This is a genomic window from Rhizobium sp. Nf11,1, assembly GCF_050587665.1.
Taxonomy (GTDB): domain Bacteria; phylum Pseudomonadota; class Alphaproteobacteria; order Rhizobiales; family Rhizobiaceae; genus Rhizobium.
In genome coordinates, this window is sequence record NZ_JBOBHU010000009.1 from 19,806 (window position 1) to 41,090 (window position 21,285).

The 21,285-nt window shown below is 62.1% G+C and carries 20 protein-coding genes; 9 read left to right on the plus strand and 11 right to left on the minus strand.

Translation table 11 applies throughout. The features are described from left to right. Positions 1 to 44 precede the first annotated feature (44 nt). Positions 45 to 1,232, minus strand: a complete 1,188-nt coding sequence (locus ACQ7C1_RS15035; RefSeq protein WP_430958831.1) for an acyl-CoA dehydrogenase — start codon at positions 1,230 to 1,232, stop codon at positions 45 to 47. Positions 1,233 to 1,400: 168 nt separating this feature from the next. Here ACQ7C1_RS15035 and ACQ7C1_RS15040 point away from each other — a divergent pair, with 168 nt between their 5' ends. Continuing rightward, a complete protein-coding gene (locus tag ACQ7C1_RS15040) occupies positions 1,401 to 1,739 on the plus strand; it encodes a cupin domain-containing protein (protein WP_430958832.1) in 339 nt (112 codons plus the stop codon). On the opposite strand, the gene ACQ7C1_RS15045 is transcribed toward ACQ7C1_RS15040, so the two are convergent. Continuing rightward, positions 1,740 to 2,687: a LysR family transcriptional regulator gene (locus tag ACQ7C1_RS15045; RefSeq protein ID WP_430958833.1), complete on the minus strand. Its 948-nt coding sequence runs from the start codon at positions 2,685 to 2,687 to the stop codon at positions 1,740 to 1,742. It abuts the gene before it with no gap. Positions 2,688 to 2,862: 175 nt separating this feature from the next. Between ACQ7C1_RS15045 and ACQ7C1_RS15050 the strand changes: the two genes are divergently transcribed. From ACQ7C1_RS15050 to mmsB, 7 genes are read left to right on the plus strand one after another with little or no spacing between them, the layout of a single operon-like run. Then, a complete protein-coding gene (locus tag ACQ7C1_RS15050) occupies positions 2,863 to 4,068 on the plus strand; it encodes an ABC transporter substrate-binding protein (protein ID WP_430958834.1) in 1,206 nt (401 codons plus the stop codon). 5 nt (positions 4,069 to 4,073) lie between these two features. Beyond that, a complete protein-coding gene (locus ACQ7C1_RS15055; protein WP_430958835.1) occupies positions 4,074 to 4,856 on the plus strand; it encodes an ABC transporter ATP-binding protein in 783 nt (260 codons plus the stop codon). Continuing rightward, positions 4,856 to 5,557: an ABC transporter ATP-binding protein gene (locus tag ACQ7C1_RS15060; RefSeq protein WP_430958836.1), complete on the plus strand. Its 702-nt coding sequence runs from the start codon at positions 4,856 to 4,858 to the stop codon at positions 5,555 to 5,557. The genes ACQ7C1_RS15055 and ACQ7C1_RS15060 overlap by 1 nt, the downstream gene beginning before the upstream one ends. A 4-nt stretch (positions 5,558 to 5,561) precedes the next feature. Continuing rightward, complete coding sequence (locus ACQ7C1_RS15065) at positions 5,562 to 6,449, plus strand: branched-chain amino acid ABC transporter permease (RefSeq protein ID WP_430958837.1); 888 nt, start codon at positions 5,562 to 5,564, stop codon at positions 6,447 to 6,449. Between the two features lies 1 nt (position 6,450). After that, positions 6,451 to 7,440 carry a branched-chain amino acid ABC transporter permease gene (locus ACQ7C1_RS15070; RefSeq protein ID WP_430958838.1) on the plus strand — a complete coding sequence of 330 codons (990 nt, stop codon included), beginning with the start codon at positions 6,451 to 6,453 and terminating at the stop codon, positions 7,438 to 7,440. 59 nt (positions 7,441 to 7,499) lie between these two features. Beyond that, positions 7,500 to 9,095 (plus strand): GMC family oxidoreductase, encoded by a 1,596-nt coding sequence (locus tag ACQ7C1_RS15075; protein WP_430958839.1) that lies wholly within the window; start codon positions 7,500 to 7,502, stop codon positions 9,093 to 9,095. Positions 9,096 to 9,104: 9 nt separating this feature from the next. Then, a complete protein-coding gene (gene mmsB, locus ACQ7C1_RS15080; RefSeq protein WP_430958840.1) occupies positions 9,105 to 9,986 on the plus strand; it encodes a 3-hydroxyisobutyrate dehydrogenase in 882 nt (293 codons plus the stop codon). A gap of 7 nt (positions 9,987 to 9,993) precedes the next feature. On the opposite strand, the gene ACQ7C1_RS15085 is transcribed toward mmsB, so the two are convergent. The 9 genes from ACQ7C1_RS15085 to ACQ7C1_RS15125 form a co-directional block, all read right to left on the minus strand. Then, positions 9,994 to 10,773, minus strand: coding sequence for an ABC transporter ATP-binding protein (locus ACQ7C1_RS15085; protein ID WP_430958841.1), 780 nt, complete (start codon positions 10,771 to 10,773; stop codon positions 9,994 to 9,996). Positions 10,774 to 10,942: 169 nt separating this feature from the next. Beyond that, entirely contained in the window at positions 10,943 to 11,701 is a 759-nt protein-coding gene (locus ACQ7C1_RS15090) for a fumarylacetoacetate hydrolase family protein (RefSeq protein WP_430958842.1), read from the minus strand. 80 nt (positions 11,702 to 11,781) lie between these two features. Further along, positions 11,782 to 13,161 carry an FGGY-family carbohydrate kinase gene (locus tag ACQ7C1_RS15095; protein WP_430958843.1) on the minus strand — a complete coding sequence of 460 codons (1,380 nt, stop codon included), beginning with the start codon at positions 13,159 to 13,161 and terminating at the stop codon, positions 11,782 to 11,784. Further along, on the minus strand, positions 13,158 to 13,478 hold the full coding sequence (gene rhaM, locus ACQ7C1_RS15100) for an L-rhamnose mutarotase (RefSeq protein WP_097600811.1): 321 nt from the start codon (positions 13,476 to 13,478) through the stop codon (positions 13,158 to 13,160). Before rhaM ends, ACQ7C1_RS15095 begins: the two co-directional genes overlap by 4 nt. Beyond that, positions 13,475 to 14,482, minus strand: coding sequence for an ABC transporter permease (locus ACQ7C1_RS15105; RefSeq protein WP_430958844.1), 1,008 nt, complete (start codon positions 14,480 to 14,482; stop codon positions 13,475 to 13,477). Before ACQ7C1_RS15105 ends, rhaM begins: the two co-directional genes overlap by 4 nt. Beyond that, on the minus strand, positions 14,479 to 15,480 hold the full coding sequence (locus ACQ7C1_RS15110; RefSeq protein WP_430958845.1) for an ABC transporter permease: 1,002 nt from the start codon (positions 15,478 to 15,480) through the stop codon (positions 14,479 to 14,481). The genes ACQ7C1_RS15105 and ACQ7C1_RS15110 overlap by 4 nt, the downstream gene beginning before the upstream one ends. 10 nt (positions 15,481 to 15,490) lie before the next feature. Beyond that, the gene (locus tag ACQ7C1_RS15115; protein WP_430958846.1) at positions 15,491 to 17,026 is read right to left on the minus strand and encodes a sugar ABC transporter ATP-binding protein; all 1,536 of its coding nucleotides are present in this window, start codon (positions 17,024 to 17,026) and stop codon (positions 15,491 to 15,493) included. Between the two features lie 73 nt (positions 17,027 to 17,099). Next, on the minus strand, positions 17,100 to 18,095 hold the full coding sequence (gene rhaS, locus ACQ7C1_RS15120) for a rhamnose ABC transporter substrate-binding protein (RefSeq protein WP_430958847.1): 996 nt from the start codon (positions 18,093 to 18,095) through the stop codon (positions 17,100 to 17,102). A gap of 47 nt (positions 18,096 to 18,142) precedes the next feature. Next, entirely contained in the window at positions 18,143 to 18,955 is an 813-nt protein-coding gene (locus ACQ7C1_RS15125) for a DeoR/GlpR family DNA-binding transcription regulator (protein ID WP_430958848.1), read from the minus strand. Between the two features lie 197 nt (positions 18,956 to 19,152). Here ACQ7C1_RS15125 and ACQ7C1_RS15130 point away from each other — a divergent pair, with 197 nt between their 5' ends. After that, a complete protein-coding gene (locus ACQ7C1_RS15130) occupies positions 19,153 to 21,249 on the plus strand; it encodes a bifunctional rhamnulose-1-phosphate aldolase/short-chain dehydrogenase (protein ID WP_430958849.1) in 2,097 nt (698 codons plus the stop codon). Positions 21,250 to 21,285 lie beyond the last annotated feature (36 nt).

Below are 21,285 nucleotides of genomic sequence, written 5' to 3' on the forward strand. Positions count from 1 at the left end.
TCGGGCGCGTGGCAATTCGCCAGCGCTGACCGGCGCCGGGCAACTTAGTTCGCAAAGGCGGCGATGCCGGTGATCGCCCGGCCGATGATCAGCGCGTGGATGTCGTGCGTGCCCTCATAGGTGTTGACGACTTCGAGGTTGACGAGATGGCGGGCGATGCCGAATTCGTCGGAGATGCCGTTGCCGCCGAGCATGTCGCGGGCCGCGCGCGCCATTTCCAGCGCCTTGCCGCAGCTGTTGCGCTTGAGGATCGAGGTCAGCTCCACCGGCGGATGGCCTTCCTCCTTCATCCGGCCGAGCCGCAGGCAGCCCTGAAGGCCGAGCGCTATTTCCGCCGCCATGTCGGCGAGTTTCCTCTGGATCAGCTGGTTGGCGGCGAGCGGCCGGCCGAACTGCTTGCGCTCCAGCGTGTATTGCCGGGCCCTCGCATAACAATCCTCGGCCGCACCAAGTGCGCCCCAGGCAATGCCGAAGCGGGCCGAGTTGAGGCAGGTGAACGGCCCCTTGAGGCCGGTGACGCCGGGCAGCAGGTTTTCCTCGGGCACGAAGACCTCATCCATCACCACTTCGCCCGTGATCGAGGCGCGCAAGCCGACCTTGCCATGGATGGCTGGCGCGGAAAGCCCTTTCCAGCCCTTTTCGAGGATGAAACCACGGATGAGGCCGTCCTCGGTCTTTGCCCAGACGACGAAGACATCGGCGATCGGTGCATTCGAGATCCAGGTCTTCGACCCGGTGAGGCTATAGCCGCCGTCGACCTTCTTGGCGCGTGTCGCCATCGAGCCGGGGTCGGAGCCATGATCGGGCTCGGTCAAGCCGAAGCAGCCGATCCATTCGCCGGCCGCTAGCTTCGGCAGGTATTTCATTTTCTGTGCCTCTGAGCCGAAGGTTTCGATCGGCACCATGACCAGCGACGACTGCACGCTCATCATCGAACGATAGCCGCTGTCGACCCGTTCGACCTCGCGAGCGATCAGGCCGTAGGCGACATAACCGAGGCCGGCGCCGCCATAATCGGGCGAAATCGTCGGGCCGAGCAGGCCGAGTTCGCCCATTTCGCGGAAGATGGCTGGATCGGTCTTTTCATTTCGAAAGGCGTCGAGAACACGGGGAGTGAGCTTTTGCTGCGCATAGGCATGGGCGGTATCCTGCGCCATGCGTTCCTCATTGGTCAGTTGCTCCACCAGGCGGAATGGGTCCGCCCAGTCGAAAACCTCGCGCGTATGCTGCATGGCGGCGTCTCCTCATTCAGGCTTGCCTCGCTCAAGGTCGCATAGACCCGCCAGCCGAGCGCGTCAACAACAAGGCGGCCCTATCGAAAAGACAGGGGCCGCCATCTTTTCAAACGCCGCGGTATGATCCACTTTGCCCCCGTTCGATTCTGGAATGAGGAGGCGGAAATGTCGTCAAGCGATCTGTTCGTATCGGCCGAAGGCGCCCAATGGGTCAATCCCGAACCCGGCGTCACCAGGCGCATCATGACCTATCTGCCCGAGATGATGATGGTGGAAGTGGCGTTCGAAAGCGGCGCCATCGGAGCTGCCCATTCGCATCCGCACATCCAGGCAAGTTATGTCGCCGAAGGCAGCTTCGAAGTGACGATCGATGGCCGCACCGAGGTGCTGAAACAGGGCGGCAGCTTCATCGTGCCGCCCAATCTCGTCCATGGCGTCAAGGCATTGGAAAAGGGCCGGCTGATCGATAGCTTCACGCCGCACCGGGCCGAGTTTCTCAAGTAATCACGTTTCGGATTCTGGTTGGCGCGGGGCGTTGGCGACAAAAGGCGGCACGAAACGCGCATCTTCGCCGCGCACGGCCTCGCGCAGAAAGTCGATAACGGCCCGCACACGCGGCGCCTGTTTCAGGTCGCGATGGCAGGTAATCCAGTAATGGCGCTTCAGGTCGATCTCCTCGGGCAGCACGCGCACGAGTTCGGGATAACGGCTGGCGAAGAAATAGGGCAGGATGCATAAGCCGAGGCCATTTCGGGTGGCGGTGAGCTGCGCGAAAATGCTGGAGCTCTGGAACTGCGGTTTGATGCGCGGATGCACATCGCTGAGATAATCCAGCCCCGGCGCAAAAATCATTTCCTCGATATAGCTAACGAAGGGATGCTGAAGCAGATCTTCGCGGCTAGTGATATCAGGCGCCTTTGCCAGGTAGTTGCGCGAGCCGTAGATCTGCAGGTGATAGTCGGTCAGCTTTTCAGCGTAATAAGGCCCGCCTTTCGGCTCGTCGAGCACAACGGAAAGATCGGCCTCCTTGCGCGACAGCGACATGATCTGCTGGATTGTCACCAGCTCGAGCGAAAGATGCGGATGCTGGGCGGCAAAGCGCGGCAGCACGGTGGCGAAGAAGAAATTGGCAAAGCCCTCGGGCGCGCTGAGGCGCACTAGGCCGCGCTGCGCCATCGAGCCATCGGCAAGGTCGGCGCGCAGCCGCTCGGTCTCCTGCTCCATCCGCTCGGCCGTCTCGATGAAACGCGTGCCCATGGCAGTCAGCACGTAACCGCGCGGATTGCGCTCGAACAGCTTGACCTTGAGGGTAAATTCCAGCCGGTCGATACGTCGCGAAACGGTGGCATGGCTGGAGCGCAACTGCCGGGCCGCCGTCGAGAGCTGTCCGGTACGGGCGACCGCTAGAAAAAACTGAAGATCATCCCAAGTAAACTGCGGTGGATTGGTCATCGCCGTTCCTATCTGTTCAAAAACGAACAGATACTGTTTGGAATTAGTTGTAAACCACCCGTTGCTTCAATGCGGAATTTCCGTGATCGTAGGCCAAGGATCGGCCGCTCTGAGGAGTGCGGCTGGCCAAATCTGAACAGACCCGCAATCTGGCTCATCTCTGGGAGGAGAGAATATGCGTAAGAATCTCGTTGCATCAGTTGCATTTCTGCTTGCGAGCAGCACAGCGGTGCTCGCGCAGAGCGCGACCGATGGCAAGGTCAAGATCGGCATCCTGAACGACCAGTCGGGCGTCTATGCCGACTTCGGCGGCAAGTCTTCCGTCGAGGCCGCCAAGATGGCGGTCGAGGATTTCGGCGGCAAGGTGCTCGGCGTTCCGGTCGAGATCGTCGATGCCGACCACCAGAACAAGCCGGATATCGCCTCCAACATCGCCCGCCAATGGTATGACACCGAGCAGGTGGATGCGATCATGGAACTGACGACCTCCTCGGTGGCGCTTGCGGTGCAGGCGATCGCCAAGGAGAAGAAGAAGATCGACATCGTGACCGGCGCTGCGACGACCGATCTCACCGGCAAGGCCTGTTCGCCCTACGGCTTCCACTGGGCTTATGACACGCATGCGTTGGCCGTCGGCACCGGCGGCGCGCTCGTCAAGCAGGGCGGCGACAGCTGGTTTTTCCTGACCGCCGACTACGCCTTCGGTTACTCGCTGGAGCAGCAGACAACCGACTTTGTGAAGGCGAGCGGCGGCACGGTCGTCGGCGCCGTTCGCCATCCGCTGTCGAGCCAGGACTTCTCCTCCTTCCTGCTGCAGGCGCAATCATCGGGCGCCAAGGTGATCGGTCTTGCCAATGCCGGCCTGGACACTTCGAACGCCATCAAGCAGGCGGCCGAGTTCGGCATCACCCAGGGTGGCCAGCATCTGGCGGCGCTGCTCTTCACACTCGCCGAAGTCCATGGTCTCGGCCTTGAGGCGGCGCAGGGGCTGACGCTGACAGAGGGCTTTTACTGGAACCGCGACGACGAAAGCCGCGCCTTCGCCAAGAAGTTCTTCGACCGCACCGGCAAGATGCCGAACATGGTCCATACCGGCACCTATTCGGCGGTGACGCAGTATCTGAAGGCGGTGCAGAAAGCCGGCACCGACGAGACGGAAGCCGTCGCCAAAGAGCTGCATCAAATGCCTGTTGACGACGTCTTCGGCCGCGGCGGCACGGTCGGCGCCAACGGCCGCATGATTCACGACATGTATCTCCTGCAGGTCAAGAAGCCCGCCGACAGCAAGGAGCCGTGGGACTACTTCAACGTTCTCGCGACCATTCCCGGCAAGGAAGCCTATATTGATCCCGCTAAGAGCGGCTGCGATCTGGTGAAGTGAGCACGATGGCGGTTTCCGCGATTGAAACTCAGGCAAAGCCGCGGGTGGTATTGTCCGCCCGCGGCCTGCGCCGCGATTTCGGCGGCTTCACGGCCGTCAAGAATGTCGATCTCGACGTGCGCGACGCAAGCGTGCATGCGCTGATCGGCCCGAACGGCGCCGGCAAGACCACGGTCTTCAACTTGCTGACGAAGTTCCTGCAGCCGACGGCTGGCACGATCACCCTGTTGGACACCGATATCACCGACACGCCGCCCGACAGGGTGGCACGCATGGGGCTGGTGCGCTCCTTCCAGATCTCGGCGGTCTTCCCGCATCTCTCGGTCCTCGACAATGTGCGCGTGGCGCTGCAGCGGCCGAACCATCTGTCGACGCAATTCTGGCGGCCACTGTCGGCACTCGACCGGCTGAACGAGCGTGCCGAACAGCTGCTTGCGAGCGTCGGCCTTTCCAAGGAGCGCGACCATTTCGCCGCCGATCTTTCCTATGGTCGCAAGCGCGTGCTGGAGATCGCCACGACGCTGGCGCTGGAGCCGAAAGTGCTGCTACTCGACGAACCGATGGCCGGCATGGGGCATGAGGATGTCGGCGTCGTCTCGGCGATCATCCGCGATGTTGCCCGCGATCGGGCGGTGCTGATGGTCGAGCACAATCTTTCCGTCGTCGCCAATATCTGCCAGCAAGTCACCGTGCTGCAGCGCGGCGAGATCCTTGCCGAGGGCGATTATGCCACGGTCAGTCAGGATGAGCGCGTGCGCGAGGCCTACATGGGCACGGAGGAGCACTGATGGCCGCTCTCCTCGAAGTTCAGGGCCTCAACGCCTGGTACGGCGAAAGCCATATATTGCACGGCGTCGACATGCATGTCGGCGAGGGCGAGACGATCACCATTCTCGGTCGCAACGGCGTCGGCAAGACGACGACGCTGCGCACCATCACCGGCATCGTGCGAACCCGCAAGGGAAGGATCAGCTTTGCCGGCAGCGACATGATGCATGTGCCGCTGCACAAGACGGCGCATCGCGGCATGGGCTTCGTGCCGGAGGAGCGCGGTATCTTTTCGACGCTCACCGTTTCGGAAAATCTGCTGCTGCCGCCGGTCGTTGCCAGCGGTGGCATGACGCTCGAGGAGATCTACGAGCTCTTCCCCAATCTCTACGAGCGCCGCGGCAGCCCGGGCACCAAACTATCAGGCGGCGAGCAGCAGATGCTGGCGATCGCGCGTATCCTGCGCACCGGCGTGCGGCTGCTGATCCTCGACGAACCGACGGAAGGGCTTGCTCCCGTCATCGTCCAGCGCATCGGCGAGGTGCTGAAGAAACTCAAGGAGCGCGGCATGACGATCCTGCTCGTCGAGCAGAACTTCCGCTTCGCCAGCCGTATTGCCGATCGCTTCTATCTGATGGATCATGGGCAGATGGTGTCGGAATTCCCGGTCGGCGAACTGCCGCAGCGCATGGATACGCTGCACAAGGTTCTGGGAGTGTGACCAGATGACGATGATCTTCGGCATTCCCCTGCAGGCGCTGCTCGGCCAGCTTCTGATCGGCCTGATCAACGGCTCGTTTTATGCGCTGCTCAGCCTCGGTCTCGCGATCATTTTCGGCCTTCTAAGGGTGATCAACTTCGCCCATGGCGCCCAATATATGCTCGGCGCCTTCGTCGCCTATCTGTTGTTGACTTATGCCGGCATCGGCTACTGGCCGTCGCTGATCCTGGCGCCCGTCATCGTCGGACTTGCCGGCGCGATCATCGAGCGGCTGTTCCTGCGCCGGCTCTACGATCTCGATCCGCTCTACGGCCTGCTTTTCACTTTCGGGCTGGCGCTCGCCGTCGAGGGCACCTTCCGCTATCTCTATGGCTCGTCCGGCCAACCCTATGCGACGCCCCCAGCCCTTGCCGGCGGCGCCAATCTCGGCTTCATGTTCCTGCCGATCTATCGCGGCTGGGTGGTCGTCGTCTCGCTCGTCGCCTGTCTCGGCACATGGCTTCTGATCGAGAAGACCAAACTCGGGGCCTATCTTCGCGCCGCCACCGAAAATTCCGTCCTGGTGCAGGTCTTCGGCGTCAACGTGCCGGTGCTGCTCACGCTCACTTATGCGCTTGGCGCCGGACTTGCAGCCTTTGCGGGCGTGCTGGCCGCACCGATCTACCAGGTCTCGCCGCTGATGGGCTCGAACATGATCATCGTCGTTTTCGCCGTGGTCGTCGTCGGCGGCATGGGATCGATCATGGGCGCGATCATCACCGGTTACGTGCTCGGCATTGCAGAGGGACTGACCAAGGTCTTTTATCCCGAGGCATCCAACATCGTGATCTTCGTCATCATGGCGATCGTGCTTCTCATCAGGCCCGCGGGCCTCTTCGGCCGGGATGCTTGACATGGCTGACATCACCGAAACCATCCGAACGGAAAAAAGCCGAACCGCTCTTTCGGTGCAGGCTGGCTTCCTCCTCGTGGGGCTGCTGCTTCTGCTGCTCGCCCCGTTTTTCTTCTATCCGATCTTCCTGATGAAGCTGCTATGCTTCGCGCTGTTCGCCTGCGCCTTCAACCTGCTGCTCGGCTATACCGGCCTGCTTTCCTTCGGACATGCCACCTTCTTCGGCGGGGCGGCCTATTTTACCGCCTATACGGTAAAGTCATGGGGGCTGCCGCCGGAGCTCGGCATCCTGATCGGTGTCGTTGGGGCTGCCTTGCTCGGCCTCGTCATGGGCTTCTTCGCCATCCGCCGGCAGGGCATCTATTTCGCGATGATCACGCTGGCGCTGTCGCAGATGTTCTTCTTCTTCTGCCTGCAGGCGAAGTTCACCGAGGGCGAAGACGGCATCCAGTCGGTGCCGCGCGGCCATCTCTTCGGCGTCATCGATCTCAACAGCTCGACCAACATGTATTATTTCGTGCTCGCCGTGTTCATTATCGGCGTGCTGATTATCTGGCGTTTCATCAATTCGCCCTTCGGCATGATCCTGAAATCAATCCGCGAAAACGAGCAAAGGGCGATCTCGCTTGGTTATTCCGTGGCGCGCTACAAGCTCGGCGCCTTCGTCATGTCGGCGGCGCTTGCCGGACTGGCGGGCGCGGTGAAATCTATCGTCTTCCAGTTCGCGACGCTCACCGACGTCGCTTGGCAGATGTCGGGCGAGGTGATCCTGATGACACTGCTCGGCGGTATCGGCACGTTGATCGGCCCGCTTTTCGGTGCTGGGTTGGTGGTGGCGCTGGAAAACTACCTCGCCACATCGGAATTCCCGGTCACGATCATCACCGGCGTCGTCTTCATGGTCTGTGTGCTGATCTTCCGCCGCGGCATTATCGGCGAATTCTACGCTTCGCGACTGGGGCGGAAGCTGGGCTTCGTCTATCGCCGCTAGCTCCTCTTCCGCAGCGGACGGCGGAAGCGGCAGGCATTGGAATTTCGTGCAGGGCGGACATGGATCGTTACGACTACATCATCATCGGGGCAGGCAGCGCAGGTTGCGTGCTCGCCAATCGTCTATCCGCCGACGGCAGGAGCCGCGTGCTGCTATTGGAAGCCGGCGGCAGCGACAATTACCATTGGATCCATATTCCCGTCGGTTATCTCTATTGCATCAACAATCCGCGCACCGACTGGTGCTTCACCACCGCGCCGGAAGCCGGGCTGAACGGCCGGGCGCTGAGCTATCCCCGCGGAAAAGTGCTCGGCGGCTGCTCTTCGATCAATGGCATGATCTATATGCGCGGGCAGGCGCGCGACTACGATCTCTGGCGGCAGATGGGCTGCACCGGCTGGGGATGGGACGATGTTCTGCCCTTCTTCCGCAAGTCAGAGGATTTTTACCGCGGCGAAGACGAGATGCATGGGGCCGGCGGCGAATGGCGCATCGAGAAGGCCCGTGTGCGCTGGGCCGTGCTCGACGCTTTTCAGCAGGCGGCGAGGGAAGCCGGCATTCCGGAGACAGAGGATTTCAACCGCGGCAACAACGAAGGCTCCGGCTATTTCGACGTCAATCAGCGCTCCGGCATTCGCTGGAACACGTCGAAAGCCTTTCTGCGCCCGGCAATGCGGCGCTCCAACCTGACGGTCCTGACCAAGGCGCAGGTGCGGCGGCTGCTGGTCGAGGAGGGGGCGGTCTCCGGTGTAGAATTTCAGCATCAAGGCGTGGCCAAGCGTGCCTACGCGGCGAAAGAGACAGTGCTTTCGGCCGGCTCGATCGGTTCGCCGCATATTCTCGAGCTATCGGGCATTGGCAGGGGCGAAGTTCTGCGGCAGGCGGGTGTCGATGTGGTCACCGAGGTAAAGGCGGTCGGCGAGAACCTGCAGGATCATTTGCAACTGCGCTTGGCTTATAAGGTGACCGGGGTTCCGACGCTGAATGAGAAGGCGACGAAGCTGATCGGCAAGGCGGCGATCGGGCTCGAATATCTCGTCCGCCGCTCCGGCCCGATGGCGATGGCGCCGAGCCAGCTCGGCATCTTCACCCGGTCAGGCCCGGACCGGGAAGCGCCGGATCTGCAATATCATGTGCAGCCGGTGTCGCTGGAGAAGTTCGGCGATCCGGTCCATCCTTTCCCGGCGATCACCGCCAGCGTCTGCAATCTGAGGCCCGAAAGCCGCGGTTCGGTGCACCTGTCGAGCCCGGATTTCGCCGCCCAGCCGACCATCAGCCCGAAGTACCTCTCGACGCAGCGCGACCGTGACATAGCTGTCCGTTCAATACGGTTGACGCGCAGGATCGTGGCGCAGCCGTCCTTCGCCCGTTTTAGGCCGGAAGAATTCAAGCCCGGGCCGAACTACCGGACGGAGGCCGATCTGGAGCGGGCGGCGGGCGACATCGGCACGACGATCTTTCATCCGGTTGGTACCTGCCGTATGGGCGCCGACCGGGACAGCGTCGTCGATCCCAGGCTGAAACTAAGGGCGCTCGGCAAGCTCAGGATCGCAGACGCCTCGGTGATGCCGTCGATCACCTCGGGCAACACCAATTCGCCGACCATCATGATCGCCGAAAAGGCGGCGGCGATGATCCTCGAAGACAATCGATAGGAGAAGACCATGGCAAGGATCGCATTCATCGGCCTCGGCAACATGGGCGGGCCGATGGCGGCCAATCTCGTCAAGTCAGGCCACGAGGTTCTCGGCTTCGATCTCGCCGCTCCCGTGCTGAAGGCGGCCGAACAGAGTGGCGTCAAGCCGGCAAGCCATGTGAGCCAGGCGGTCAAGGACGCGGAGATCGTCATATCAATGCTGCCGCAGGGCAGACACGTGCTGACGGCCTGGACCGATATCCTGCAGACCGCGGCGCAAAATACGCTGGTTATCGATTGCTCGACAATCGATGTCGACAGCAGCCGCAAGGCGCATGAGATGGCCAAGGCCGCCAGTTGCCTGTCGCTCGATGCTCCCGTCTCCGGCGGCACCGGTGGGGCGGCTGCGGGCACGCTGACCTTCATGGCCGGCGGTTCGGACGAGGCCTTCGCCCGGGCGAAACCGATTCTCGAGGCCATGGGCAAGAAGATCGTCCATTGCGGCGAGGCGGGTGCCGGCCAGGCGGCGAAGATCTGCAACAATATGATCCTCGGCATTTCGATGGTCGGCGTCTGCGAGGCCTTCGTGCTGGCCGAAAAACTCGGTCTTTCGCACCAGGCCCTGTTCGACGTCGCCTCGACCTCGTCTGGCCAATGCTGGTCGATCAACACCTATTGCCCGGTGCCCGGACCGGTGCCGACGTCGCCGGCGAACAATGGTTACAAGCCGGGTTTTGCCGCTGCGCTGATGCTGAAGGACCTCAAGCTTTCGCAGGAGGCGGCGCTGGCAACCGGCGCCTCGACGCCGCTCGGTGCGGAGGCCGCCCAGCTTTTTGCGCTGTTCGAAAAGCAAGGCAATGGCGGCAGAGATTTCTCCGCGATCATCGAGATGTTCCGCGAGAAAGTGTAGGCGGCGACTATAGGAGATAGCTGACCGGCTCGTTTCGAACCGGATGCGCGAAGACGCCCATGCCGACGCCGAAAATCGAGTGCAGCGTGTCGGTCTGCATGATCTCGGCGGGCGTGCCTTCGGCAGTGATCCGGCCGCGGTTGAGCGCGACGATCGCGTCGCAGTAGCGCGCGGCAAGATTGATATCGTGCAGCACGATGACGACGGTCAGCCCGCGTTCGTGGCTGAGTTGCTGTACCAGGGAGAGGACGCTGGCCTGATGGGCGAGGTCGAGCGCCGATGTCGGTTCATCGAGCAGCAGGCAGCGGGCATTCTGGGCGAGCATCATGGCAATCCAGGCGCGCTGGCGCTCGCCGCCGGACATGTCGGAAACGAGACGATCGGTGAAGTCCTGAAGCTCGGTGCGGGCGATGGCCTCCTCGACCTTGCTGCGGTCTGTCGCGGTGAAGCGACCGAGTGTGCCGTGCCAGGGAAAACGCCCGAGCGCCACGAGTTCGCGCACGGTCATCCCGTCAGTCGCCGGGGTAAATTGCGGCATATAGGCGACGTGCCGGGCAAATTCCCGGGCGCCCCAGTCCGCCGCCACCTTGCCGCCGAAGGAGATCGCGCCGGATTGCGGCGCGATCTGCCGGGCAATGATCTTCAAAAGCGTACTCTTGCCGGAGCCGTTCGGTCCCACCAAGCCGTAGATACGGCCCTGATCGAGGGTCAGGTCGATGCCATGCAGGATCGGCTTCGGCCCAATGGCATAGGTGATTTGAGACAGGGCAAGGAAAGACGAAGGCATGGTCTGCTCCGGGTTCGGCGCTGCAGGTTGGGGAGTGCCTCTGACATGCATCGGCCTCCCATCCACACCCGGTTCCTGCAAAACTAAACCTGGATTGTCAACTTACCTTTTCTCTGGAGAAGGTGAGACAGCGGGGAATTGCCGCGGCCGCGGGTATAACCAACGTTCATCATGTCTTCGATACCGAAAAACTTAGCCTGGAATCGCCGAAAAGGATGTCGATCTCGCCGGGTTCGGCCAGTTCGATCGCGCCGCTCAACGTGCCCGTTGTGATCAGCGCGCCTGCCTTAAGCGATGTTTGCGGACGCCAGCCGTCATTAGCGTAGTCGACCAGCCAAGTGAGAACGTCGCCCTTCGGATGCTGGGCAGGGCCGTCATAGATGGTGCGTCCGGCATGCGTGACCTTGAGCGGGGTGCCGCCGGCGATATCAACAAGGCTGTTGTCGAGCCTCGGGCCGAGCACATAGCCGCTGTTGCCGAGGCGGTCGGCGGCAAACAGCAGGAAGGAAACGCTGCCGCTTTCCCTGACCGCGCTGATCAGCAGTTCGGCGCCGAGATGGACAGTGGAAATCGCCTCGACCACGTCGGCGCGGCTGTACGGCTTGCCCGCGCGGATCGGCAGGTCCTTGCCGAGGCGCACGGCGATCTCGGTTTCGAATTTCAGCCCTGGATACCAGGGGATTTCAGCACCTGAGACGGCTTCGGCATAGGGATGCAGCGGAGCGCTGACGGCGTGGCCTTGCGGCGAAACCGTCACCTTCCATGCATTGCTGGAAATGCCGTCGGCCGCGGCGAGAAAGTGCTGCGCTTCCGTCGCCTGATGGAGATTGGCCGGCGACAGGAAGGCGCTGGTCGCCTCCTGTCTGCCGGCCCGCCGCAGACTGTAAAGCCTGGCTGCGAGGGCGCGCGGATCGAATGCTTCTGTCATGCTGTCTCCCCGACCTGAGTTTCGAGGCGCCACACTAACCGCAAGCCGGTGAGGAACAAGGGGCGTTGCAGGAAAAGCTCCTATTCGATTTCCGCGAACCAGCGATCCCGATAGACCTTCAACCCGGCAATTTCGGACGGCGGAACATGTGTCTCGGCACCGGAGACTGGCCGGATGCCAGTCAGAAGTGCAGCCCCCTGGCTGGTGCCGGTGGAGCCTGGATGGGCGACGACAACACGGCCGGCGAGGGCGGCGAGCAGCTTAAGATAGGGTTCGTTCAGGGCAAAAGGCCCTTCGACGACAACAGGGCCCTTGGCGCCGATCAGCCCGAGGCAGGCATCGGTCATCAGCGCCAGATAAAGACAGGCAGCGGCATGACGCGCCTCGCGGCCTGCTCCCTCCGCGCCGATCCAGCGGCTTGCCTTTCCGGGAAAGGGTCCGGAGCCGGGGGCGACGTTGGGCAACAGCATCATGCCCTTGCCGATCACCGCACCGATCGCAGCCCAGGCGGCCTCGTCATCCACCGGACCGATCTCGGCCGAAAGAATTTCGAATTCCCGCCCGCCCATGAAACGCGAGGAGGGAACGGCGCGGCCATAGGCGTCGACGTTGGCAAGCGCATCGCGGCTCGGATCAAGGTGGTCGAGATCGCCGCCGACGCCGAAATTGATCACCCACGTGCCAGTGGAGACGACGGCGAAGGGCGCTTCGCGATGAACCAGATGCGGCAGCAGCGAGGCGTTGGAATCGTGGATGCCGCAATAGACCGGCACCGGCGCTGAAAGCCCGAGCGCGGCGGCAATCTCGGGCAGGACCGGGCCGAGCGCATCGAAGGCGGAACGGATCGGCGCCATCAGATCGCGGATGCCGAGCCGGTCGACGAGCGAGGAATAGCTTGATGTTTTCGGGTTCCAGAGGTCGGTGTGGCAGCCGAGCGACGTCAGTTCATTGGCGGCGACTCCGGTCAGTCGCGCCGTCCAGTATTGCGCATAGGTGAGGATGGTTGCGACCTCGGCGAAGTCTTCCGGAAAGGCGCTCTTCTGGTAGTGCAGCTGCGCGCCGACATTGAGGCCCATCGCGAGGCGCGGCGAGAAGGTTTCGCCGAAGGAGGGGCGCAAGGCCGTATAGGCATCGCGGATCGCCTCCGGATATTCATGTTCGTAGTCGATCACCGGCATGGCGAGCGCACCGTCCCGGTCGAGCAGCGCGGCTGCGGCGCCATGGGTGGTGATCGAGATGGCATCGAAGCCGGGTTCCCGCGCAAGGCTCTTCAGCGCGTCGAGGGCGAAGGACCAGAGCGCCTCGATATCGTAATGCGGGTAGGGACCGTTCTTGATCGCAATGTTCGGCCGCTTCAGGACGGCAATTTCGGCACCGGTCGCGCTGTCGAGCACGACGACCTTGGCGTTGGTCTTGCCGATGTCGAGGACGGCGATGCGGCGGTAGGAGCTGGCGGTCATGGCATATGGAAGAGGGTGACGAGGTCGCTTTGAACGGGCGAATTATCCGGATTGGTCGCCATGATGTCGGCCATATGAGCCCACCATTTCTTCATGACCGGATGGTCCGGCAAGCTCGCCATCGTGTGATCGGTTGGCCGCGTCAGAACACCGAACAGCGTATTGGTCTCGCGGTCGAGATGGATGGAATAGTCGCTGGCGCCCGACTGGTGCAGGAGATCGACCAGTTCCGGCCAGATCTCGTCATGCCGCTTGCGGTATTCGGCTTCCATGCCGGGATTAAGCTGCATCTTGAAGGCGTGTTTTTCCAGGGTCATCGGGAGCTCATGAGCTTGATGCGGCGGGCGAGGATCGGGATGGCGATGGTGATGATCAGAAGCAGGCCGATGAAGATCGACATGACGATGCCGGGCACGTTCAAGAGGCCGAGGCCGAAGGTGACGAGGCCCATGACGAAGGCGGCGATGACGACGCCGCCGATCGTGCCGGAGCCGCCGAGGATCGAGATGCCGCCGAGCACGACCATGGTGACGACTTCGAGCTCCCACCCTTGCGCAATCGACGGCCGGGTCGAACCGAGGCGCGAGGTCAGGCAGACGGCGGCAACACCGCTCATGACGCCGGTCAGCAGGAAGAGAATGAATTTGACGCGCTCGACCGGAATGCCGGAGAAGCGGGCGGCGAAATCATTGTTGCCGATCGCATAGACCTGCCGGCCGAAATTCGTCGCATGCAGCAGGATGGCGAAGAGGACCGCCAGCACGATGAACAGCACGAATTCGAAGGAGAACACCCAGAACACGTAGCCCTGCCCGAAATAGGCGAAATCGGCGGGGTACTTGCCGTAGGCCTGGTCGCCGAGCACGATATAGGAAATGCCGCGGAACAGGCTCATCGTGCCGATGGTGACGACGATCGACGGCAGTTTCAGCACCGAGACCAACACGCCGTTGAAGATGCCGCAGGCGAGGCCGGTGCCGATGCCGATCGCGACCAGGCCCGGCGTGCCGACGCCGAGCTGGGCTGCCGCGCCCATCGCCGTTGAGGCGAGCGCGATGATCGCGGCGACGGAGAGGTCGATTTCGCCAGAGATGACGAGCAGCGCCATGGCGAAGGCGATCATTGCCTTTTCGGTGAAGTTGAAAGTCGCGTCCGAGAGGTTCCAGGCATCGAGGAAGTAGGGCGAGGCCACGGAATTGAAGAAGAAGATCAGGACGGCGACACCGAAGAGCAGCACTTCCCAGCTTGCGACGATGCGGCGGAAGGGCGTGCCGAGGCGGTCGGGGATGACGCGCTTTTCGTGGGTGGATACGGTGCTCATGCTGCGGCCTCCGTTCTGATTTCGGCTGCGGCGCGGTCGCGCAGGATGATGCGGCCCCGGTTGCGCTCACGCCGGGCATTGAAGGCGACGGCGAGAATGATGACGGTTCCGGAGATCGCCATCTGCGTGAAAGGGGAAATGCCGATGACCGGCAGGGCGTTCTTGATGACGCCGAGGAAGAGCGCGCCGAGCACCGTGCCCGCGACCGAGCCGACGCCGCCGGCAATCGAGATGCCGCCGATGACGCAGGCGGCAACGCTGTCGAGCTCGAAGCCGTTGGCGATATCGACATAGGCGACGGCATAACGCGACACCCAGAGATAGCTGGAAAGGCCGGCGAGCGCGCCCGAGAGCACGAAAGCGAGGAATTTCGTCCGGCCGGTATCGATGCCGGCATAGACGGCCGCCGTCGGATTGCCGCCGGTCGCATAGGCCGAGCGGCCGAACGGGCTGTAGCGCAGCAGCATGTACATCAGCGCGACGATGATGATCGCAACCCAGCTCAGCACCGGCAGGCCGAGGATAGGCGTGCGGGGGACGGCGAGGAAGGTGGGTGTCATCTGATGGGCGTTCACCCAGGCGCCGCCCGACAGCACGAAGGCCATGCCGCGATAGATTGTGAGGGTGCCGAGGGTGACGACGATCGGCGGGATTTCGAGGCGCCAGACGAGGAAGCCGTTGATGGAGCCGAGGACTGCACCGATCACGACCGCGGCAAGGATCAGCACGATCAATGGCAGGCCGGGAAATGCGGCATTCATCATCGCGATTGCCATGCCGGTGAAGGCAAGGTTGGCGGCAACCGAGAGATCGATCGATTTCGTCAGGATGACCGTCATCTGGGCAAGCGCCAGGATGATCAGGATCGCGGTGTCGTTGAATATCCCGGCGAGATTGTCCGGTGTGGCGAAATCGGCGGCCCGCGTCGAGAAGATGGCAATCATTACCACGATGATGGCAAAGAGCAGCGTTTCGCGTTTTCTGATCAGTCTCATCATGCTCATCACCTCATGCATTTCCGGTCGCCGCGCGCACCAGCGCTTCCGGCGAAAGCTGATCGCGCTCGAAGAGCCCGGCGGACAGACCTTCCTTCATGACAAGCACCCGGTCCGACATGCCGATGATCTCGGGCAGTTCGGAAGAGATCATGATGATCGAGAGGCCCTCTGCGGCAAGCTCGCTGATGAAGCCGTGGACGGCCGCCTTCGAACCGATGTCGATGCCCTTTGTGGGTTCATCGAGGATGATGACCTTGGGCATGGTGGCGAGCCACTTGCCGATGACGACTTTCTGCTGGTTGCCGCCCGACAGCGTGCCGACCGGCACGGAGAGGGCGGCGGCGCGCAGATCCAGCCGCTCGGCATATTTGCGGGCGAGCCCGAATTCTTCCGCCGCCTGCAGGAACCCCTTCCGCGAGGTGCGCGCCAAGGACGGCAGCGTCATGTTCTGGTAGATCGGCATCGGCAGCGCCAGGCCGTGGCGGCCGCGCTCTTCCGGCACGTAGACGATGCCGGCTCTGATCGCATCATGCGGCGAATTGATCGAAATTTCCCGGCCCTCGAGCGTCAGCCGCCCCGAGAGCGGCTTGGTGATGCCGAAGAGCGATTGCGCCAGTTCCGAGCGGCCGGCGCCGATCAGGCCGTAAATGCCGAGGATCTCGCCCTTGCGCAGCGTCAGCGAAATGTCGCGGAACTCGGTGCGGTGGCTGTATTTTTCGACCTCGAGCACCGGGCCGCCGATGGCAACCTCGATCTTCGGAAAAACGTTTTCGACGTCGCGGCCGACCATCATGCGGACGATTTCGTCCTGCGGCGTTTCCTTCAGCCGGCCCTGGCCGACGGCGCGGCCGTCGCGGAAGACAACGAAATCGTCGGCGATTTCGTAAAGCTCGTCGAACTTATGGCTGATGAACAGGATCGCCTTGCCCTGTTCCTTCAGACCCTTGATGATGCGGAAGAGATCGTCGATCTCCTTGCGGGAAAGGGCGGCCGTCGGCTCGTCCATGATGACGATGCGGGCCTCGATCGACAAAGCGCGGGCGATCGCCACCAGGTGGCGCTGCGCGATCGAGAGGTCCTTCAGCCGGATCGTCGGATCGATATTGCTTTCGAGCGCGGTCAGCAGCGTCTTCGAGCGGCTGTTCATCACCTGCCAGTCGATGGTGCGAAAGCGTGTGCGCGGCGCATGGCCGAGGAAGATGTTTTCGGCAACAGTCAACTCGTCGAACAGCACGGTTTCCTGATGGATAGCGGTGACGCCGGCATCGATCGCGGCCTGGGCGCTGGCGAAGGTCACTGTCCGGCCGTCGACCAGAATCTCGCCTTCGTTCGGCCTGTAGATGCCGGTCAGGATCTTCACGAGCGTCGACTTACCGGCGCCGTTTTCACCGATCAGCGCAGTGACCGTGCCGGGATGGAGTGCGATGCTGACATTGTCCAGCGCCTTCACGCCAGGAAAGATCTGGGAGATGCCGCGCATTTCCAGAATGGCGGGGGCATCGCCGGTTTTGCTGTCCGTGACGGATTGTTGAAAGGCGGCGTTCATCGGCTTCTACCAGTGTCGAATGAGAAATCCCGGCGGCTATCACGCCGCCGGGCTTTTATAGAGCTGCTTCGGATCAGAAGACCTTGGAGAACTGGTCGATGTTCGAAGCATTGTAGACGAAGGGATCGGCCATGGCGGCTTCGCCGTTGTCCCCAACCTTGATCTTGCCCATGCGGCCGGCGTTAATTTCGCTGCCCGGCTTGCCGTCGGCCTCACCCTTGACGAGGCGATAGGCGATCTGGGTTGCGGAGTAGCCGAGATCGATGGGGTTCCAGATGGCGAATTCCTTCGTGGCGCCTGACTTGATCGCGCCGGCCATTTCGGATGGCAGGCCGAGACCAGTGACGTAGACCTTGCCAATGAGACCCTTGTCTTCGACGACCTTCGAAGCAGCGAGAACGCCGACCGTCGTCGGAGCGACGATGACCTTAACGTTCGGATTCGACTTCAGCAGGCCTTCGGCTTCACGATAGGACTTGTCCGAGAGGTCGTCGCCATAGACCGTGGTGACGAGGTTGAGGCCCGGGAAATCCTTGAGCTGCTTCTTCATCTGGTCGATCCAGATGTTCTGGTTGGTCGAGGTGGTCGTGGCCGACAGGATGGCAAAGTCGCCCTTGCCGCCTTCCAGATGGTCCTTTGCGAGCGTCAGGCACATCTTGCCGATCAGCTCGTTGGACGAGGGGTTGAGCTGCAGGATGCGGCCTTCGGGTGCAACACCGGAATCCCACGAAATGACCTTGATGCCGCGCTGGGTAGCCTTCTTCAGCGCCGGAACGAGCGCGTCCGGATCGTTGGCCGAGACGGCGATGGCGTCGACGCCCTGAGCGATCAGCGAATTGATGACTTCGATCTGGCCTTCGGCCGTCGTCGACGTCGGGCCGGTGTAGATCACTTCCACGCCGCCGAGTTCCTTGGCGGCTTCCTGGGCGCCCTTGTTGGCGGCGTCGAAGAAACCGTTGCCGAGCGACTTCACGACGAGGCCGATCTTGATGTCCTTGGCACTGGCAGTGCCAGCCATCATGGCGATGGCGAGCGCTGCGCCGAGCGCCAGTGTCTTTGCAAATTTCATGTCACTTTCCTCCCATTAAGATTAGACGTCCACACCTCGGCGGCGCCTCATGCGACCGACGAGGAATCCTCCTTCGCAAGCTGCGCCACCGGGCTGGCGACGACGAGCCGAACGCCGGCATTCTCGACCATGCGAGCCGCCTCGTCGGTAATCCCGTCATCGGTGATGATCGCAGAAACGCGGTCGAGCGCGCAGAGAATGAGGCTCGACCGGCGATTGAACTTGCTTGAATCGACCATGACGACGAGTTCGTCGGCCTGGTGCATCAGCTTCTGCTCGCTCTGGATGATGAGGGCATCCGCCTCCATGATGCCGAGCGGGCCGACGCCCTGCGCGCCGATGAACATGCGCCGCGCATAAAAATTGCGGATCGCGTCATTGTCGAAAGGCGACAGGATGAGGCTCTGTTCGCGATAGATCGCGCCGCCCGGCACCGTCACCGTGTTCTTGGAATGCTTCACCAGATGTTCGGCGATGGCAAAAGAGTTGGTCATCACCTGCATGCGGTGACCGGCCATGTAATGCACCATCTGGAAGGTGGTCGTGCCGCCATTGATGATGATGGCGTCACCCGCCTCGCAGAGATCGACGGCTGCGCGCGCAATTGCGCGTTTTTTATCGATGTTGACTGATTCTGAAACCCTGAAGGGCCGGCCGGCAAGATTGCCGAGCTGCGGCGGATGCACCGCTTCAGCGCCGCCGCGGACGCGGCGGATCTTGCCCTGCACATGAAGGGCCGCAATATCGCGTCGGATCGTCGCTTCAGAAGCTTCCGTCAACTCGGAAATGTCCTGGATCGTGACGACGGACTTTTCCTGAACGGCGCTTAAGATGATGCGATGGCGTTCGCGTTCGTGCATTGGGCTCCTCCTCTTGTCATATTTATTTCGTATCCGTTGGAGGCTGTCAATCACAAACGATCATAAATTTTCATATTGCGCTGCACAATAATCGAATTTGATCGTTTTCGATTGACAACCCTGCTTTTGATGCGCGATACCGTGAGCGAAAGGGCGCTGGGATTGCGGCGCCTTGCAAGCCTATATGGGAGGATGACATGGCGGCAAACGTCCGGCTTCTGGAAAACCGGTGGGATGATGGTTATGCGGCAGGCCTCGATGAGCCCGGCAAGCTGCTCTATCGCTCCAATCTGCTCGGTGCCGACAAGCGCATCACCAATTATGGCGGCGGCAACACCTCGGCCAAGGTGATGGAAACCGATCCGCTGACCGGCGGCAAGGTCAAGGTGCTCTGGGTCAAGGGTTCGGGCGGTGATGTCGGCACGATCAAGCTCGACGGTTTCGCCACGCTCTACCAGGATAAGCTGGAATCGCTGAAAGGCATCTACAAGGGTGTCGAGGATGAAGACCGCATGGTCGGCTTCCTGCCGCATTGCACCTTCAACCTGAATGCCCGCGCCGCCTCGATCGACACGCCGCTGCACGGTTTCGTGCCGTTCACCCATGTCGACCACATGCATCCCGACGCGATCATCGCAATCGCCGCATCGAAGAACTCCAGGGAATTGACCAAGCAGATCTTCGGTGACGAGATCGGCTGGCTGCCCTGGCGCCGTCCTGGCTTCCAGCTCGGCCTCGATCTCGAAGCTTTCGTCAAGGCGAATCCGAACGCCAAGGGCGTCGTGCTCGAAAGCCATGGTCTCTTCACCTGGGCAAACGACGCCAAGACCTGCTACGAACTGACACTCGATATCATCAACAGGGCGATCGAGTGGTTTGCCGGCCAGACCGAAGGCAAGATGATCTTCGGCGGCGCGGCCGTGCAGAGCATGCCGGTTGCCGAACGTCGCGCCGTCGCCGCGCGCCTGATGCCCGAGATTCGCGGCCGCATCGGCAAGCAGGAGCGCAAGCTCGGCCATTTCGACGATCAGGACGCCGTGCTCGAATTCGTCAATTCCAAGGAACTGCGTCCGCTCGGCGCGCTCGGCACCAGCTGCCCCGATCATTTCCTGCGCACCAAGATCCGCCCGCTGATCGTCGATTTCGACCCGGCCAAGCCGGATGTCGATGCGATCGTCGCCGGCCTCGACCAGGCTCTGGAAGATTACCGCGCCGATTACGCCCGCTATTACAACGACTGCAAGCATGACAATTCACCGGCGATGCGCGACGCCAATCCGGTGATTTTCCTGGTGCCGGGTGTCGGCATGTTGTCCTTTGCCCGCGACAAGGCGACGGCCCGCATCGCCAGCGAATTCTACGTCAACGCCATCAACGTTATGCGCGGCGCCTCGACGGTCTCGGAATATCAGGGACTGCCGGAGCAGGAAGCCTTTGACATCGAATATTGGCTACTCGAAGAGGCCAAGCTGCAGCGCATGCCGAAGCCGAAGAGCCTTGCCGGCAAGGTCGCCTTCGTCACCGGCGGCGCCGGCGGCATCGGCCGGGCAACGGCCGCGCGTCTTGTCGGCGAGGGCGCCTGCGTGGTGCTCGCCGATATCGACCAGGCAGCGCTCGAAGCCACCGAGGCCGATTTCGTCAAGAAATACGGCGCCGACGCCGTGCGCAGCGTCCGGCTCGACGTCACCAAGGAAAATGCGGTGATCGCCTCCTTCGCCGAAGCCTCGGTCGAATTCGGCGGCATCGATATCCTCGTTTCGAATGCCGGCATTGCTTCCTCCGCGCCGATCGAAGCCACCGAGCTTTCGACCTGGAACCGCAATATCGATATTCTGGCGACCGGCTATTTCCTCGTTTCGCGCGAAGCCTTCCGCCTGTTCCGCCGCCAGGCGCTCGGCGGCAATATCGTCTTCGTCGCATCGAAGAACGGTCTCGCCGCTTCGCCGAACGCGTCCGCCTATTGCACGGCGAAGGCCGCAGAAATCCATCTTGCCCGCTGCCTGGCGCTGGAAGGCGCCGATGCCGGCATCCGCGTCAACACCGTCAATCCCGATGCCGTCCTGCGTGGCTCGAAGATCTGGAGCGGCGAGTGGCGTGAACAGCGTGCGGCCTCCTCGAAGATCGAGGTCGACGAGCTGGAGGAACATTACCGCAAGCGGTCGATGCTGAAGCTCAACGTCTTCCCGGAAGATATCGCCGAGGCAGTCTACTTCCTGGCGTCAGATCTATCGGCGAAATCGACCGGCAACATCATCAACGTCGACGCCGGCAACGTTCAGAGTTTTACGCGCTGATTTTTGACTGGGGGGCGGATGCGTCTGCCCCTCACC

Coding starts and splice junctions, on each gene's coding strand:
- ACQ7C1_RS15035 (WP_430958831.1), bottom strand. CDS start 1,232: ATGCAGCATACGCGCGAGGTTTTCGACTGGGCGGACCCATTCCGCCTG.
- ACQ7C1_RS15065 (WP_430958837.1), top strand. CDS start 5,562: ATGACGATGATCTTCGGCATTCCCCTGCAGGCGCTGCTCGGCCAGCTT.
- ACQ7C1_RS15125 (WP_430958848.1), bottom strand. CDS start 18,955: ATGCACGAACGCGAACGCCATCGCATCATCTTAAGCGCCGTTCAGGAA.
- rhaM (WP_097600811.1), bottom strand. CDS start 13,478: ATGACCCTGGAAAAACACGCCTTCAAGATGCAGCTTAATCCCGGCATG.
- ACQ7C1_RS15110 (WP_430958845.1), bottom strand. CDS start 15,480: ATGATGAGACTGATCAGAAAACGCGAAACGCTGCTCTTTGCCATCATC.
- ACQ7C1_RS15115 (WP_430958846.1), bottom strand. CDS start 17,026: ATGAACGCCGCCTTTCAACAATCCGTCACGGACAGCAAAACCGGCGAT.
- ACQ7C1_RS15050 (WP_430958834.1), top strand. CDS start 2,863: ATGCGTAAGAATCTCGTTGCATCAGTTGCATTTCTGCTTGCGAGCAGC.
- ACQ7C1_RS15085 (WP_430958841.1), bottom strand. CDS start 10,773: ATGCCTTCGTCTTTCCTTGCCCTGTCTCAAATCACCTATGCCATTGGG.
- ACQ7C1_RS15075 (WP_430958839.1), top strand. CDS start 7,500: ATGGATCGTTACGACTACATCATCATCGGGGCAGGCAGCGCAGGTTGC.
- ACQ7C1_RS15045 (WP_430958833.1), bottom strand. CDS start 2,687: ATGACCAATCCACCGCAGTTTACTTGGGATGATCTTCAGTTTTTTCTA.
- ACQ7C1_RS15090 (WP_430958842.1), bottom strand. CDS start 11,701: ATGACAGAAGCATTCGATCCGCGCGCCCTCGCAGCCAGGCTTTACAGT.
- ACQ7C1_RS15105 (WP_430958844.1), bottom strand. CDS start 14,482: ATGAGCACCGTATCCACCCACGAAAAGCGCGTCATCCCCGACCGCCTC.
- ACQ7C1_RS15130 (WP_430958849.1), top strand. CDS start 19,153: ATGGCGGCAAACGTCCGGCTTCTGGAAAACCGGTGGGATGATGGTTAT.
- ACQ7C1_RS15060 (WP_430958836.1), top strand. CDS start 4,856: ATGGCCGCTCTCCTCGAAGTTCAGGGCCTCAACGCCTGGTACGGCGAA.
- rhaS (WP_430958847.1), bottom strand. CDS start 18,095: ATGAAATTTGCAAAGACACTGGCGCTCGGCGCAGCGCTCGCCATCGCC.
- ACQ7C1_RS15055 (WP_430958835.1), top strand. CDS start 4,074: ATGGCGGTTTCCGCGATTGAAACTCAGGCAAAGCCGCGGGTGGTATTG.
- ACQ7C1_RS15040 (WP_430958832.1), top strand. CDS start 1,401: ATGTCGTCAAGCGATCTGTTCGTATCGGCCGAAGGCGCCCAATGGGTC.
- ACQ7C1_RS15095 (WP_430958843.1), bottom strand. CDS start 13,161: ATGACCGCCAGCTCCTACCGCCGCATCGCCGTCCTCGACATCGGCAAG.
- mmsB (WP_430958840.1), top strand. CDS start 9,105: ATGGCAAGGATCGCATTCATCGGCCTCGGCAACATGGGCGGGCCGATG.
- ACQ7C1_RS15070 (WP_430958838.1), top strand. CDS start 6,451: ATGGCTGACATCACCGAAACCATCCGAACGGAAAAAAGCCGAACCGCT.